The 14,817-nt window shown below is 55.3% G+C and carries 14 protein-coding genes and 2 pseudogenes; 15 read left to right on the top strand and 1 reads right to left on the bottom strand.

Translation table 11 applies throughout. The features are described from left to right. The first annotated feature begins 258 nt into the window (after positions 1–258). From MELB17_RS08590 to MELB17_RS08575, 4 genes are all read left to right on the top strand, one after another. Positions 259–945: a TetR/AcrR family transcriptional regulator gene (locus MELB17_RS08590; protein ID WP_007349797.1), complete on the top strand. Its 687-nt coding sequence runs from the start codon at positions 259–261 to the stop codon at positions 943–945. Positions 946–1,156: 211 nt separating this feature from the next. Next, positions 1,157–2,458 carry a guanine deaminase gene (guaD, locus tag MELB17_RS08585; RefSeq protein ID WP_007349796.1) on the top strand — a complete coding sequence of 434 codons (1,302 nt, stop codon included), beginning with the start codon at positions 1,157–1,159 and terminating at the stop codon, positions 2,456–2,458. Positions 2,459–2,805: 347 nt separating this feature from the next. Next, positions 2,806–4,149, top strand: coding sequence for an NCS2 family permease (locus tag MELB17_RS08580; protein WP_036184198.1), 1,344 nt, complete (start codon positions 2,806–2,808; stop codon positions 4,147–4,149). Between the two features lie 75 nt (positions 4,150–4,224). Beyond that, positions 4,225–5,001 carry an outer membrane protein OmpK gene (locus MELB17_RS08575; protein ID WP_007349794.1) on the top strand — a complete coding sequence of 259 codons (777 nt, stop codon included), beginning with the start codon at positions 4,225–4,227 and terminating at the stop codon, positions 4,999–5,001. Between the two features lie 248 nt (positions 5,002–5,249). Here MELB17_RS08575 and uraD read toward each other — a convergent pair whose 3' ends face one another. Next, entirely contained in the window at positions 5,250–5,780 is a 531-nt protein-coding gene (gene uraD / locus MELB17_RS08570) for a 2-oxo-4-hydroxy-4-carboxy-5-ureidoimidazoline decarboxylase (RefSeq protein ID WP_264673223.1), read from the bottom strand. A gap of 160 nt (positions 5,781–5,940) precedes the next feature. Here uraD and uraH point away from each other — a divergent pair, with 160 nt between their 5' ends. The 11 genes and pseudogenes from uraH to MELB17_RS08515 all read left to right on the top strand — a co-directional run bounded on the left by uraH (position 5,941) and on the right by MELB17_RS08515 (position 14,500). Then, entirely contained in the window at positions 5,941–6,294 is a 354-nt protein-coding gene (gene uraH / locus MELB17_RS08565; RefSeq protein ID WP_007349792.1) for a hydroxyisourate hydrolase, read from the top strand. Positions 6,295–6,348: 54 nt separating this feature from the next. Beyond that, positions 6,349–7,569 (top strand): urate hydroxylase PuuD, encoded by a 1,221-nt coding sequence (locus MELB17_RS08560; protein ID WP_007349791.1) that lies wholly within the window; start codon positions 6,349–6,351, stop codon positions 7,567–7,569. A gap of 102 nt (positions 7,570–7,671) precedes the next feature. Next, on the top strand, positions 7,672–8,421 hold the full coding sequence (locus tag MELB17_RS08555; protein ID WP_007349790.1) for a GntR family transcriptional regulator: 750 nt from the start codon (positions 7,672–7,674) through the stop codon (positions 8,419–8,421). A 421-nt stretch (positions 8,422–8,842) separates the two neighbouring features. Further along, positions 8,843–9,811 carry an allantoinase PuuE gene (puuE, locus tag MELB17_RS08545; protein WP_007349788.1) on the top strand — a complete coding sequence of 323 codons (969 nt, stop codon included), beginning with the start codon at positions 8,843–8,845 and terminating at the stop codon, positions 9,809–9,811. Further along, positions 9,811–10,662 carry a bifunctional allantoicase/(S)-ureidoglycine aminohydrolase gene (locus MELB17_RS08540; protein WP_007349787.1) on the top strand — a complete coding sequence of 284 codons (852 nt, stop codon included), beginning with the start codon at positions 9,811–9,813 and terminating at the stop codon, positions 10,660–10,662. The genes puuE and MELB17_RS08540 overlap by 1 nt, the downstream gene beginning before the upstream one ends. An 18-nt stretch (positions 10,663–10,680) precedes the next feature. Next, on the top strand, positions 10,681–11,166 hold the full coding sequence (locus MELB17_RS08535) for an ureidoglycolate lyase (protein WP_007349786.1): 486 nt from the start codon (positions 10,681–10,683) through the stop codon (positions 11,164–11,166). Positions 11,167–11,327: 161 nt separating this feature from the next. Continuing rightward, a pseudogene (locus tag MELB17_RS08530) lies at positions 11,328–11,813 on the top strand (thiamine pyrophosphate-binding protein); the annotation flags it as partial. Between the two features lie 23 nt (positions 11,814–11,836). Beyond that, positions 11,837–11,881, top strand: a pseudogene (locus MELB17_RS26320) (hypothetical protein); the annotation flags it as partial. 120 nt (positions 11,882–12,001) lie between these two features. Next, complete coding sequence (locus MELB17_RS08525; protein WP_227498841.1) at positions 12,002–12,520, top strand: MOFRL family protein; 519 nt, start codon at positions 12,002–12,004, stop codon at positions 12,518–12,520. Between the two features lie 150 nt (positions 12,521–12,670). Next, positions 12,671–13,420, top strand: coding sequence for a GntR family transcriptional regulator (locus MELB17_RS08520; RefSeq protein ID WP_007349783.1), 750 nt, complete (start codon positions 12,671–12,673; stop codon positions 13,418–13,420). A gap of 75 nt (positions 13,421–13,495) precedes the next feature. Continuing rightward, complete coding sequence (locus MELB17_RS08515; RefSeq protein ID WP_036184192.1) at positions 13,496–14,500, top strand: adenosine deaminase; 1,005 nt, start codon at positions 13,496–13,498, stop codon at positions 14,498–14,500. Positions 14,501–14,817: the final 317 nt, after the last annotated feature.

Below are 14,817 nucleotides of genomic sequence, written 5' to 3'. Positions count from 1 at the left end.
AAATTCTGTTTTACATTTACCTGACCAAATAGTCTAGTTTTTAGTGGCAATTATCAGGTTTCAACTGAAAAGCGATAAGTTAGGGGTCTATAGAAAAGTACTTGATGCGGATGAGACGCAAGACACACTGGAAAACTGGTTGGCGACGGCTTCGGATCTTCTGGCCAGCGCTTTGGTGTCGATCTGGTTTTGATTACAGAGGAGAGTTCGGCTATTGTCAGTTCGTTGATTCCCTCATCTACTACTAGTCTCTACCCAATGACCAACCAGATTAAATCCAAAGACAGTCAGGCCGGTCGCCCGTCCTCGCCGAGCACAACTCAAACAAAGCGTACCGGCCGAATTCGAGAGCGTAACCGGGAGCTCATTCTCGCGGCCGCAGAAGAGGAGTTTGCGCTGCACGGATTTCGCGGAACGACAGTCCAGGGCATTGCCGAACGGGCGGACTTGCCAAAGTCCAACGTGCTCTATTACTTCAGCAATAAACAACGCATTTATTACGCTCTGTTCGATGACATTATGGACCGCTGGAATGCGGTGCTTTCGGAAATAAAGCCGGAGGACGACCCGGCACTGGCGTTAGCCAATTTCATCCGTGCCAAGGTAGAAATGTCGCGTACTCATCCCCTGGCATCGCGTTTATTCGCGATGGAAATCATTCAGGGCGCACCGCTTCTCAAGAATCACCTATGCATCGGTATGCGCGAGTGGGTAAGGGGGCGCTCTGAGGTGATTCAGCAATGGATAGATGAGGGTCGCATGGAGCGAGTTGATCCCGTACAGCTCATTTTGCTTATCTGGTCATCAACACAGCACTACGCCGATTTTCAGGCCCAGATCCTCATAATTGAGGACAAGGAGGCGTATGTGCAAAAAGATTTCGACCATGCCGCGGATTTTCTGACGACCGTGATTCTGCGTGGCTGCGGTCTGGAATTACCGTAATGCCGCGATGGGGCTGCTGCGCTCGACCCGAAGCGAGCTGAGGCATTCTGACCTGCTTTGCCGCCGTTGTGTACGGATGTTCTGTCGAATTGGAATTTGCTGACTTAGTGGTCAAGTTTTTATTGACCCCCAAGTAAACTCTCTTTAAATTTCTCGCTTGTACTCGGCGCCCAAATCGCCGTGACAAATCAGATTTTCAATGAGAGTGACTATGACCCAACGCAAAGCCTACCGTGCCGCCATCCTTCACTGTACTGATGATCCGCGTGAGGTGGACGTCGATGCGTCCCACCAATATTTCGAAGACGGCCTGTTGGTTGTTGAGGATGGCGTGGTTGTCGAACTCGGCGACGCTGAACACATGTTGCCGGCATTGCCCAAAAACGTGAAAGTGGCTACCTATCCGAATGCGCTGATTACCCCCGGCTTTATCGATACCCATATCCATTTGCCGCAGGTTGGTATCATTGGCTCCTATGGCGCGCAATTGCTCGATTGGCTGGAAACATACGTATTTCCTAGTGAAGCCCGGTTTGTTGACCCTGATTACGCTCGTGCTCAGGCTGAGCTGTTTCTCGGTGAGTTACTGCGCAACGGCACCACCACTGCACTGGTCTTTGGCACCGTGCACAAGCAGTCGGTGGAGGCGTTCTTTGCGCGGGCTGCAACTCTCAACCTGCGGATGATCGCCGGCAAGGTGCTGATGGACCGGAATGCGCCGGTTTGCCTGACCGACACCCCGGAGTCGGGCTATTTGGACAGCAAGGAATTAATCGAGCGCTGGCACGGCAAAGGCCGTCTGCACTACGCGGTCACGCCACGTTTTGCGCCGACGAGTACGCCGGAGCAGTTGGCCTTGGCCGGCAGATTGTTCAAGGAATACCCCGACCTCTACATGCACACCCACATTTCCGAGAATCTGCAGGAAATCGAATGGGTAAAGGAACTCTTCCCCGATCGGAATGGCTACCTGGATGTATACGATCACCACGGCCTGATTGGCGCCCGTTCGGTGTTCGCACATGGTGTCCATCTGCGGGATGACGAGTGTCAGCGCCTCGCCGAGACCGGCTCGGCGGTTGCCTTCTGCCCAACCTCAAATCTTTTTCTTGGCAGCGGCCTGCTTGACTTGGCCAGGCTGGAAGAGCACGGCGTCCTGGTGGGTTTGGGGACCGATGTTGGGGCTGGCACCAGTTTTTCACAGCTGCAAAGCCTCAACGAGGCATATAAGGTGTTACAGCTTCAGGGTCAGAAGCTCGATCCATTCAAGGCTCTGTATCTTGCCACCCTCGGCGGCGCTCGCTCGCTCTACCTGGATGACAAGATCGGCAATCTGAAGCCGGGCAAAGAGGCCGACTTTGTCGTGCTCGACTACCATGCCACTCCTTTGCTGCGCCACCGCCTGAGCCAAGCAAAAACCCTGAGGGAACGCCTTTTTGCTTTGATCATACTAGGTGACGACCGGGTAGTAATGGAAACGTTTAGTGCAGGGGTGTCGGTACATCAACGGTGAAATGTGTGCCGGCGGCATGTCGGCCCAATACATTGCTGTGTTGTCCGAAAAGCTATGCGCGGTCAACCCATTCTTTCGTTTACTCACTGTGTACAATCCAAAATAGAAATATCTGCCTTTACTTCCGCATCGCGGGCCGATAACTTTTTTTAGTTTTTAATATTGTGAGTTTTGTCGGATATTACCGTTGCAATTATTGTATACAAAAGCATAATCGAACTGGGCTTTCCTAACCTATCGGTCAACAATCCGTTAGCAGGGTGAGCCAGCCACCTTCCTCAAGAGGCTATTGGCACTTGCTATAGGCACTCTGGGTGATCGACAACAATAATGATGAGGAACACCTTGTGGAAACCATAAAGCAAGAACGGCGTTCGCTTCGACAATCAGAAAATAAAACTTGGCTCGACCGGATATTCAAACTCAACGAGCACAATACCAGCGTCAAGACGGAATTGGTCGCAGGTTTCACAACGTTCGTTACCATGGCCTACATCATCTTCGTAAACCCCAATATCATGGCAATTGCGGGCATTGATCACGGAGCCGCGTTCGTCGCGACCTGTATCGGTGCAGCATTCGGTTGCCTGCTCATGGGCTTTTACGCCAATTGGCCGGTGGGTCTGGCCCCGGGCATGGGGCTCAATGCCTTTTTCACCTTTACGGTCGTTGGTGAAATGGGTTACGCCTGGGAGGTTGCCCTCGGGGCAGTTTTCATCTCCGGAATTCTGTTCATGATTATGAGCCTGTCGCGCATCCGGGAATGGTTGCTAAACAGCATCCCTATGAGTCTTCGCTTTGCCATGGGTGCCGGGGTGGGGCTGTTTCTCGGGCTGATCGGTTTGAAATCTGCCGGGATTATCGTCGCCAGCCCGGCGACATTAGTCACCCTGGGCTCGCTTGGTGAGCCTCCGGCACTGTTGGCGGCCTTTTGCTTCTTGATGATTGCGGTACTCAGCCACCATAAAGTGTTCGGTGCGATCCTGATCAGCATGCTTACGGTCACGGCGATTGGTTGGGCTTTAGGGCTGGTGACGTATTCGGGGGTGGTCTCAATGCCACCAAGCCTTGCACCTACTTGGTTGGCGCTGGATATTGCCGGAGCGTTTAACGTGACGATGATCAGCGTCGTTCTGGCATTTCTTTTCGTGAATCTGTTCGACACGGCTGGCACCCTGATGGGCGTAGCGCACCGTGCCCATCTGGTAGATGAAGACGGCAAGATCCAGAACCTGTCCCGAGCTCTAAAGGCTGACAGTACGTCCAGTGTCGCGGGTGCGCTTGTCGGCTGCCCACCGGTGACCAGCTATGTGGAAAGTGCCTCCGGTGTTGCCGCAGGTGGTCGCACTGGCCTCACGGCGGTGACGGTCGGCGTCCTGTTTCTCATGGCGTTGTTTTTCGCACCACTCGCGAGCATGGTCCCCGCCTATGCCACCGCAGGTGCGCTGATCTATGTGGCGATGCTGATGATGAGCGGTCTCGTGCATATCGATTGGGAAGACCTTACCGATACGATCCCGGCAATCATCATGGTAGTGATGATCCCGCTGACCTTCTCCATCGCAGACGGCATCGCCCTGGGCTTTCTGACATACGCAGTGCTGAAGCTGCTGACCGGTCAGCACGAGAAGGTATCGATCAGCCTCTATGTGATCTGCGTCGCCTCCATTGCCTATTTCGCTTTTCTGTGACACCCGGGCCGCCGCCGCGCGGCATAACGTTGCGCCAGTTCCACTCAAACAACCACAAAAATTAGGATACTCATAATGTTAATTCAAAAAAGCCTGATTGCGATCGGTGTTGCTGTGGCGTTCCCCCCGGCAGCCCATGCCGAGAAGTTTTTCGGAGGTACCAGTATTTCCATCCTGCAGAGCAACCAGTACCAGGGCGTTGAATTCGACGCCGGCGGTAACGGCGGCAAGGAGTTTGAAGCTACCTTCTTCACCTTCGAGAACGCCACCGCTCACAACTGGGGCAGCACCTTCTTCTTCATTGACCGGGACCAGGGCCAGGGCAATGAAGAGGGAACCGATAACCTCTATGGCGAATTCGCCCCTAACTTGAGCGGCAACTGGCTGACCGGATCTGATTTGAGCTTCGGGCCGGTCAAGGACGTGTTCCTGGCCGCCCAGTACGAGTTTGGTGACGACGGTAGTAACCCGATCAACAACTACATGGGCGGTTTCGGTCTTGCGTGGGATGTGCCAGGCTTCCTTTACTTCAACACCTCGTTCAACTACGTGGACAACGAGCAGATCAGCAACGACCTCCAGTTGACAGTCACCTGGGGAGCGCCTTTCAACGTGGGCTCAGCCCTCTTCCTGATCGACGGCTATATTGACTGGTCCACCGCCGAGTCTGATCACGAGTCAGAATTCCAGTTCGTGCCGCAGATCAAGCTGGACGTGAGCAACTTCTGGGGCGAACCGGGTGTTCTATACGCTGGCGTGGAGTACCAGTACTGGAACAACAAGTTCGGTCTGGGCGACAACCTCATGGATACCCAGAGCTCTGTCAGCGCCTTGGTAAAATACCACTTCTGATCGTTCCGCGAGTCGGACATTTTCAAACAACCGGCTCCCGTCAATATCCGACTCCCGATTGTGTAACCCTTCCTTCAGCTTTGACCATTCAGTAGCCGAGCACCACCTACCAGGCGGGCGCCGCCAAAATATCGTCTGGTCGTTGCTGCAATACTTTTATATGTTCATCTTCAACCCAGTGAAAATGCTCGCCCGAGCACGATGGTTATGCGATGCAGATCGGAGCTCTCGGGCGATGACCGGCATTCTCAGGACGCAGCACGAGCCTTAAGTCGGAATAGGGCGATGCGATTGATCTGCCCAATGGCAGTGCGGCGTTCTTTCTCAAGACTGTTCTCCAGACGCTTTTCGAAAGCATTCAGGATCGCGTAGCGGTTGCTGCCGCTGACGGCCATCACGAAGGGAAAGCCGAAACGATGCCTGTAGGCGTCATTGAGACGCTCGAAACGCGCCATTTCGTCAGGCGTGCATTGGTCAAGGCCTACGCCCGCTTGTTCGCGGGTGGAATCGTCAGTCAGTGTGCCAGCGATGGCTGCCTTGCCCGCAAGATCCGGGTGAGCCCGAATGACCTCCAGTTGGCGGTCGGTGCTGGCTTCCTCGAGTATTCTGGCCATGGCCTCCGCAAGGCCCTGGGGCGAGTCCTGCTCACCCCCTATTCCGCGCTCCCAGGCCAGTTCGGCAATCCAGGGGGAGTGTTCGTAGATGTCGGCGAAGCGAGTAACGAAATCGTCGCGTTTTAGCTGGCTGGGCTGCGGGGCCAAGGTGTTTTTGCTCATGATGAGAAAATTTCCGTGCAATGTGAATGTTCATAAAAGAAACAATGGTATAACTTAAATGTATACAATATGAGATGCAAAGTGTAATCTTTTTTAGTAAAGTCGACAACGTCGAGTTGTGCTTTTAACCGAATAACGGCCATCACTAATACAGGAGAGCGTTATGGGACGCCTGACCACCCATGTTTTGGATACTTCCCGCGGTCGCCCCGGGGAGGGTATTCGCATCGAAGTCTACCGTCTGGAAGGTGAGACTCGGGTGCATTTAAAAGACGTTATCACCAATAACGATGGACGGTGCGATGCACCCATTCTTGAGGGTGACGCGTTTACCGCCGGTGAGTTTGAGTTGGTCTTTCACGCGGGGGATTACCTCCGGCGCCAGGGTGGTGACGTCGCCGAGCCTCTTTTTCTAGACGTTATCCCACTACGCTTTGGCGTCGCCGATGGCTCCCAGCACTATCACGTACCTCTGCTGCTTTCGCTCTACAGCTATTCCACCTACCGCGGTAGCTGATCAGCCCACACCGCTGGTTCCCTAACAATAATTGCACAGGAAGAGAGCAGACTTATGCATGCCTATATTCTGGATTTCCTCAATTTCATGCTGCGTTGGCTGCATGTGATCGCGGCCATCGCCTGGATTGGAGAGTCAATCTACTTCGTGATGCTGGACAATGGTCTGAAAACACCCAAGGGTGAGGACTGTCGAAAGAAAGGGGTTTTCGGTGAAATGTGGGCAGTACATGGTGGCGGCTTCTATCACAACCAGAAATATGCCACCAGCCCCGCCGCGCTCCCTGACGACTTACATTGGTCTTTCTGGAAGGCTTATACCACTTGGCTGTCCGGCTTTGCGTTGTTCGTCATTTTGTACATGTTCAACCCGAGTTTTTATCTAATAAACCCCAATAGTAGCTGGGAGTGGGCGGCAAACATGTCGGATTGGCAGGCCAACGGTTTGGCGCTGCTGTTCCTGCTGTCGGGCTGGGTTGTCTATAATGAGTTGTGCAAGCGCATCAGTCCCAACATGGAGCGAGATGGCATCCTGAGCATTGCGGTAGCGGTCCTGATGGTGGCGGTGGCCTATCTCAGTTCGCAGCTCTTTGCCGGTCGTGCCGCGTTCCTGCTGACCGGTGCAGTCATGGCGACGGCCATGTCCGCAAACGTATTCTTCTGGATCATTCCCGGCCAGCGCCGCATGGTCAATGCAATGAAGGCAGGCGATGCCCCCGACCCCCTCGACGGCAAGCGGGGCAAGCAGCGCTCGGTGCACAATACCTATTTCACGCTTCCGGTGGTGCTGCTGATGGTCAGCAACCATTACGCTTTTGCCTACACCCATCCCCAGTCATGGATCATCATGTCGCTATTCATCCTGGCCGGTGCCGTTATCCGCCAGTTTTTCGTACTGATGCACGCAGGTAAGACGCGCCCGGCTTATCCTGCAGTGGGAGTGGCGTTGATTTTCCTAGCTTTCTGGATGGCGGCGCCCGCAGACAGGATGGCCACCGCCAGTAGCAGTGTCAGTAGCGGTGCTGCACAAGCGAGCCAAACCACAGAGAAAGTATATGCGCTTATTGATAAGCACTGTGTCGCCTGCCACTCATGGGATCCGACGAGTCCGGGATTCTCGGCACCACCGGCGGGCATCATGCTTGATAACTTGGAGCAGATCCTGCGCTACAAGGACAAGATTCAGGAGGTTGTGTCCAGCCGCTATATGCCTTTGGGAAATACCACCAACGTGACGGAGGAAGAGCGCGACATTATCGCGGCTTGGAAGGACTGATACAGGGCGCTGCCGCCACTCATTATTGATCTCGGTCACTCTGTCATTTAATTTCGTATACAATAGAGAGAGGGTAATTCGTAACAACCAGCAGGATCGTGTATGAGTCAGCCAGTGTCAGAGCGCAAGTCGATCGGAAGAGAGGCAGGCTCACGAGCGCAGCGCCAGCGTAATACCGATAATGGAACAGAGCGCCATGATGCAATCTACCGTTCAATCAGTGATGCTGTTATTGAGCACCGCCTGAAACCTGGCGCGCGGTTGCGCGAGGATGCGCTCTCCGAGGTCTTTGGTGTCAGCCGTACCGGCATCCGCAAGATCTTGCAGCGGTTGGCCCTGGAGCAATTGGTCACACTGACCCCGCAGCGCGGCGCCAGCGTGACAAGGCCTACGGCTGATGAAGCTAAGGACGTTTTTGCAGCCCGGCAAATGGTCGAATGCGGCCTGATGGCGGAAGTGGCGAAGCGCATCACCGAGGATAACATCCGGGAGCTGCGTAATCTGGCACGGCAGGAGAGAGACGCGTTGCGATCCGGCGAACAGAGCACGGCCATTAAGATTTCCGCCGCTTTCCACGAACGACTGGCTCAACTCTCTGGCAACGACACTCTTGCTGAGTTTGTGGCGGGACTTTGTTCGCGATCCTCCCTGATACTCGCGGTTTACGGTAATTCGGGGCATTTAGGCTGCGAGACCCACGACCACGGCGAACTGATTCAACTTCTCGAACAAGGGGATGGCGGACAGGCGCGTGACTTTATGGATCGCCACCTCAAAGCTATCGAAGCTTCGCTTTTGATCGTCGAAGAAGCAGCTGAAGTACCCGATCTGTACCGCATCTTCGGTAGCTAAACGCCTGTTGCGGTTGCTGCACCAGAGCACTTCCTGAGTCATCGGCTTGGGGGCAAGTTCACGAAAACATGAGTGCCTTTCTTTCTACAGTGGCCATTTGGCCGGGCTGACCAGTCGCTCGGGCTGGCTTGGCTTGAGCGACTTGGCCCGCTGTCTGTTCAATTGTACACGTTAGTTTACTGTTCGTGCCGGGACTCCATAAGCACTTGGGGTTGCGCAGCGCCTGCCCGTATCGAAATCGCGGGGAGCATGTTTTGCGGGGCTTTCGTTTTTTGTAATTGCAGAATCCCCAAAGATTGTTGGAGGGCTATTGCAAAGTAAATGGATACATTATAGTTTATTATTGTGTACAAAACATGTAGCCCGATAGTAAGTGCCAAATATGCTTTCCGGGCAGCAAGGAAAGAAAGGATAAGGTGCAGTGACTTTAACTACGAATGATCATTACCCTCGCGATTTGATCGGCTACGGCCGCCAACCCCCCGAGGCTAACTGGCCGGGCCAGGCCCGGATCGCCGTACAGTTCGTTCTAAACTACGAGGAGGGAAGCGAGAACTGTGTGCTGCACGGCGACAGTCATTCCGAGCGTTTTCTTTCCGAGATCGTCGGTGCCGAGGCGTATGCCAATCGTCATATGAGTATGGAATCCATTTACGAGTATGGCTCCCGCGTCGGGGTCTGGCGGGTGCTCAAGGAATTCGAGAAACGTGGCTTGCCGCTGACGGTATTCGGCGTCGCCATGGCGCTGCAGCGTAATCCGGAAGTGGCTCATGCCTTCAAGGCCATGGGGCACGAAGTTGCCTGTCACGGCTGGCGCTGGATTCACTATCAGGATGTGCCAGAGAGTGTCGAACGAGAGCATTTGTGCCACGCGATCAAGGTTTTTCAGGACATCTACGGCGAGAATCCGCTGGGTTGGTACACCGGGCGCGACAGCCCAAACACCCGGCGTTTGTTGCTCGACCAGGGCGATTTCCTCTACGACAGCGATTACTACGGCGATGACCTGCCGTTCTGGAGCCGCGAGCGCGACAGCGCCGGTGAACAGCATGATCATCTGGTCGTGCCTTATACTCTGGATACCAATGACATGCGCTTCGCAACGCCCCAGGGGTTCAACACCGGTGAGGACTTCTTCACATACTTGCGGGATGCCTTCGACGTCCTCTACGCCGAAGGGCATGACACCCCGAAGATGCTTTCCGTGGGCTTGCATTGCCGATTGATCGGCCGTCCGGGCCGTTTTCGAGGCTTGCAGCGTTTCCTCGACCATATAGAACGTCATGATCGAGTCTGGGTGACTCGTCGGATTGATATTGCACGTCACTGGATTGAGCACCACCCGGACACCCAAGGACCAACAGCTTCTGATATCCAAGGACCAAAATAATGGCCAACAGTAATTCGACCCCAAAGACGTATTACGCGCCTAAGGGTGGGCATCCACCGCAGACACAGTTGTTGTCGGACCGCGCCGTCTTCACTGAGGCCTATGCGGTTATCCCTAAAGGTGTGATGCGCGACATCGTGACCAGCAACCTGCCGTTTTGGGAGAACACCCGCCTTTGGGTTTTGGCGCGCCCGCTGTCCGGCTTCGCTGAGACCTTTTCCCAATACATCATGGAAGTCTTACCGGGCGGCGGCAGTGATTGCCCGGAGCTGGACCCTGTGGCGGAAGGTGTTCTCTTTGTTGTGGAAGGCGAGCTCTCATTAACACTGCAGGGCGAGCAGCATTTCATGCGAGAGGGCGGTTATGCCTTCATTCCGGCAGGCAGCACTTGGAAGGTTCGCAACAATACCGCCGCCCCTGTTCGATTCCATTGGGTGCGCAAGGCCTATGAGCACATCGATGGCATCGACTCGCCCGCGGCGTTTGTCACCAACGAGAATGATATCGAACCGACCGAAATGCCCGATACCGAAGGCTGCTGGACGACGACGCGCTTCGTCGATCCCAAAGACATTCGCCACGACATGCACGTCAATATTGTCACCTTTCAGCCTGGCGGGGTGATTCCCTTCGCCGAAACCCATGTCATGGAACATGGGCTCTATGTTCTTCAAGGCAAGGCGGTCTATCTACTTAACAAGGACTGGGTAGAGGTTGAGGCCGGCGACTTCATGTGGCTCCGGGCCTTCTGCCCGCAGGCATGCTATGCCGGGGGGCCAGGACCTTTCCGCTACCTCCTTTACAAGGACGTGAATCGTCATATGAAGCTGGGTGGCTTCGGCCACCGATAACCAAGGCGAGGTAGCACCATGTTAGAACTCAAGGCGCAGCCGCTGACCCCGGAGGCGTTCGCAGCCTTCGGCGATGTCATTGACAGTCGCGTTGCGGACTCTTTTCCCATTAATGGGGGGCGGACCCGTCGTTACCATGATCTGGCCAGGGTCGAAACCCTTGGAGATGAGGCGAAGGCGCTGATCAGCATTTTCGTCAGCGAGCCCGTGGAACTACCGCTGGAACTCGACAGTCTTGAGCGCCATCCCCAAGGCAGCCAGGCCTTCATGCCGCTGCATGGCGAGCGCTTCCTGATTGTGGTGGCGCCACCGGCAGAGGCTGTTGCCCCTGCTGCGGTAAGGGCCTTTGTTACCGATGGTCGCCAGGGCGTGAACTATCACGCAGGCACCTGGCACGCTGTTCAGTCGGTACTTGAGTCTCAGGGAGAGTTTCTTGTGGTCGACCGTGGTGGTGCGGGTAGCAACTGTGACGAGCATCCCCTCAAAGTGCGAGTAACTCTATGATATTTAGCTTTTTTGGCTGAGAGATTATGGGGTAGCCAGTTCCGGAAATAGTGACGAGACCGTTGCCAACGACAAAAACAACATCTATCTGAGGACTTCGCATGACACTTATGACCGCAGCAGAAGCCGCTGTTCAGGTTATGTAGAAAGAAGGCATCGGCATGACGTTCGGAGTATCCGGTGCCGCCATTAATCCATTCTACGCCGCGATGTGCAAAGTCGGCGTCGTCGTCTATATGCTGGCTCGCCACGTGGAGGGGGCGTTCCACATGGCTGAGGGCTATACCCGAACCAAAGCAGGCAATATCGGGGTATGCATTGGCATCTCGGGGCCGGCGGGCACCGACATGATCACGGGACTGTATTCGGCCTTGGGGGGTTCTTTTCCGATTCTGTGCATCACCGGCCAGGCCCCGCGTGCCAAGCTGCACAAGGAAGACTTCCAGACCGTCGATATCAAGGCCATCGCCGGTCCCGTCACCAAATGGGCGACAACGGTTCTTGAGCCGGCTCAGGTACCGCGCGCTTTCCAGCACGCGTTCCAGTTAATGCGCAGTTCACGTCCCGGCCCGGTGCTGATCGATCTGTCGATTGACGTGCAGATGACCGAGATCGAATTCGACCCGGACACCTATGAGCCGTTGCCCGCGTAGGGGATGATCCGTCCCCGATCGCATCGGGCCCAACTCTGCCGGAAGCCACGACCCCGGCTGATGCGCTGGCGATTCTTGAACGTTATGCAATCGAAATTCCGGATTGCGTGCGGAGCCATCTGCACACTGATGATACGGCGCCGAAGCTGGGTTCTGCCGCCTTTGTTCGAGACATATCGTCTGTGTTAGCCAGGGCGGGGGATGCGTTAAACGCCGCTAGGGCCGAGGCGGAAACCGCTGGGTTAAATGTTCAACTGTTGGGCGATGACCTAGAGGAAGAAGCCTGCGAACTGGAGCGTGGCCACGCATTGCTGGCGATAGCCGCCCAAAACGAAATCAGTCGGCCGTTGCTCATTCTGTCTGGTGGCGAGACCAGTGTGATGGTGCGCGGTAGCGGTCGGGGAGGGCGTAATGTCGACTACCTGCTGGGACTGTTCTCAACCCTGGCTGGTGCACCCGGTATTCATGCCCTGGCAATTGACACCGATGGAATTGACCGCTCCGAAGACAATGCCGGCGCGTTGTTCGGTCCTGATGACTGGGCGCGCATGCAGATGCAAGGCTTCGATCCCTCAACGTATCTGGCGAACAATGATGCCTACAGCTTCTTCGCCGCGTTGGATGGCTTGATCGTCACAGGCCCCACCTGTACAAACGTCAATGATTTTCGTGCCATCCTGGTACAACCGAGGTCCGCATGAACCAGAAATTTAACCTTCCTATCCGAATTGTATACGATGATAAAGTGTATACAATGAGTGGCGGCAATGGGGTTGTGCCGTGCAAGCGATGCCCTATAGATCCGCATAGCGTCCGATCGAGGCAAAAGGTTCAGTGGGAGAAAACATAAGATGAGTAGCGTCTTGCAGCAGGAGGTTTTGACCAAATTCAAAGTGGGAGGGCGTGCTAGCGATCAGCAGATTGTCGACAAAGTTCGCAAGGCAGTGCTTACCCAGAGCCTGCCTCCGGGCACCCGGCTGCCGGAGGTGACTCTGGGTGAGATCTTCGGAGTCAGCCGCTCGGTGGTGCGCAAGGCACTTACCCGGTTGGATGCCGAATACGTGGTCACTCAGACGCCTAATCAGGTGGCGCGGGTGCGGGCTCCGAGCATCGAGGAAACACGCGAAACGTTCGCCGCTCGGCGTCTGGTGGAAGGTGAGGTTGTAGCCCTGCTCGCGGGCCACCTGAAAACCGCCCAGCTAGAGACCCTGGAGAAAGTTGTCGAGATGGAAAGGCAGGCCCATGCGAGCCGGGAGGAGCCCGTACGCATCGAGCACTCGCTTGCCCTTCATCACGCTCTGGCAGAGCTGTCTCCGAACAGGGTGTTGGGCAAGATGCTCACCGACTTGATCCTGCGAACGTCCATCGTCATCGCCCTTTACAAGCGAGATGGCCTCGCTTCGTGCTACTTGGAAGGCGACCACGCGAAATTGCTGGCGCACCTGCGTGCCGGTGAGTCCGAGGCAGCCCGCCGGTCCGTTGCCGACCACCTACAGGCGCTGGAAGGCTTGATGGATCTGGGAGCCCGGGATGCCCGCATCGACCTGATGTCGATTCTGGGGCGAACGGGCGCGGCATCACTTGGTAAATCAACGAATTAACAAGACGAGACACTTGTTTATCAACCTGCAACGGAAGGGCAAGCATTGAGCGAAATCATAGGTACTGAAACCCCAATGGCAGCGTATATTCGCGCACTGCCCAAAGCCGAATTGCACTTGCATATCGAGGGCTCGCTGGAGCCGGGGATGTTGCTGGCTCTGGCGGAGAAACATGGAATAGAGCTCCCCTACGATTCCGAGGCGGCGCTGCAGGAGGCGTATAGTTTTACCCAGTTGCAGGATTTTCTCGATATCTACTTCAAGGGCGCCGGCGTGCTTCTCGACGCCGACGACTTTTACCAACTCACCCGCGCTTATCTCGAACGCGTCCATGCCGATGGTGTCGTGCATTGTGAGATTTTCTTCGATCCGCAAACGCACACCGACCGCGGTGTGCCGTTCGCGACGGTGATGGATGGTATCAGTCGCGCTCTCAAGGACGGCGAACGCGACCTGGGCATCAGCTCAAGGCTGATTCTGAGTTTTCTTCGCCACCTCAGCGAAGCCGATGCCGAAAAGACGTTGGATGAGGCTCTGCCGTACCGCGGGGAGATCGCCGCCGTGGGCCTTGACTCATCCGAACACGGGCAGCCCCCGGAGAAATTCTCTCGTGTGTTCGCACGGGCTCGGTCTGAAGGGTTTCTGACCGTCGCACACGCCGGCGAGGAGGGACCTCCGGAGTACATCCGCCAGGCCCTTGATGATCTCAAGGTGGTGCGTATCGATCACGGTGTGCGCTGTGAAGAAGATTTGGACCTGTGCCGCCGTTTGGCATCGGAAAAAATTCCGCTTACCGTCTGTCCGCTTTCCAACACCAAACTCGCGGTCTTTGACAGGATGGAGTCTCATAATCTGAAGCGCCTGATGGACATGGGGCTGGTGATCACCATCAACTCCGATGACCCAGCCTATTTCGGAGGGTACGTGGGCGCCAATTACCGTGCCGTGGCTGAGGCGTTGTCACTGGATTATGACGACATCCGTGCGCTGGCCCGAAACTCTATTACCGCCTCGTTTCTCCCGGAGGACCAAAAGAAGGCGTGGCTAGAGTGCATCGACGCTGTTGCGCGACCGGATTGATTCACGGTCTCCTCGAAACCGCACGACGAAAGGGCGGGCGGCAGTAACCACCGTCTGCTTGCCGGCGCGCGGCGAAACCCATTCCCAAACGTTGGCGATTAGCTCCCTGGGTGGCCGCCTAGGCGGTTTTAACGTAAAAAAGTATAACGCTTGCATTTTAAGTCTTTTAAAATAGATGGTTAATGAATTTTTTTTGGAAGATTTCGTCAGAATCGTTGCCGATCCTCTATATATCCGTTGCAAGGAGTTCGAGTTCGACCGCACTCATTAGCTCGGGGTCAGATGCCTTTTTGAATCAACACGATAGGCAGAATTCT

The organism is Marinobacter sp. ELB17 (genome assembly GCF_000169375.1).
Lineage (GTDB): Bacteria > Pseudomonadota > Gammaproteobacteria > Pseudomonadales > Oleiphilaceae > Marinobacter.
Note: the sequence above shows the minus strand (reverse complement) of the source record. Positions and strands in the feature narration are given on the sequence as shown.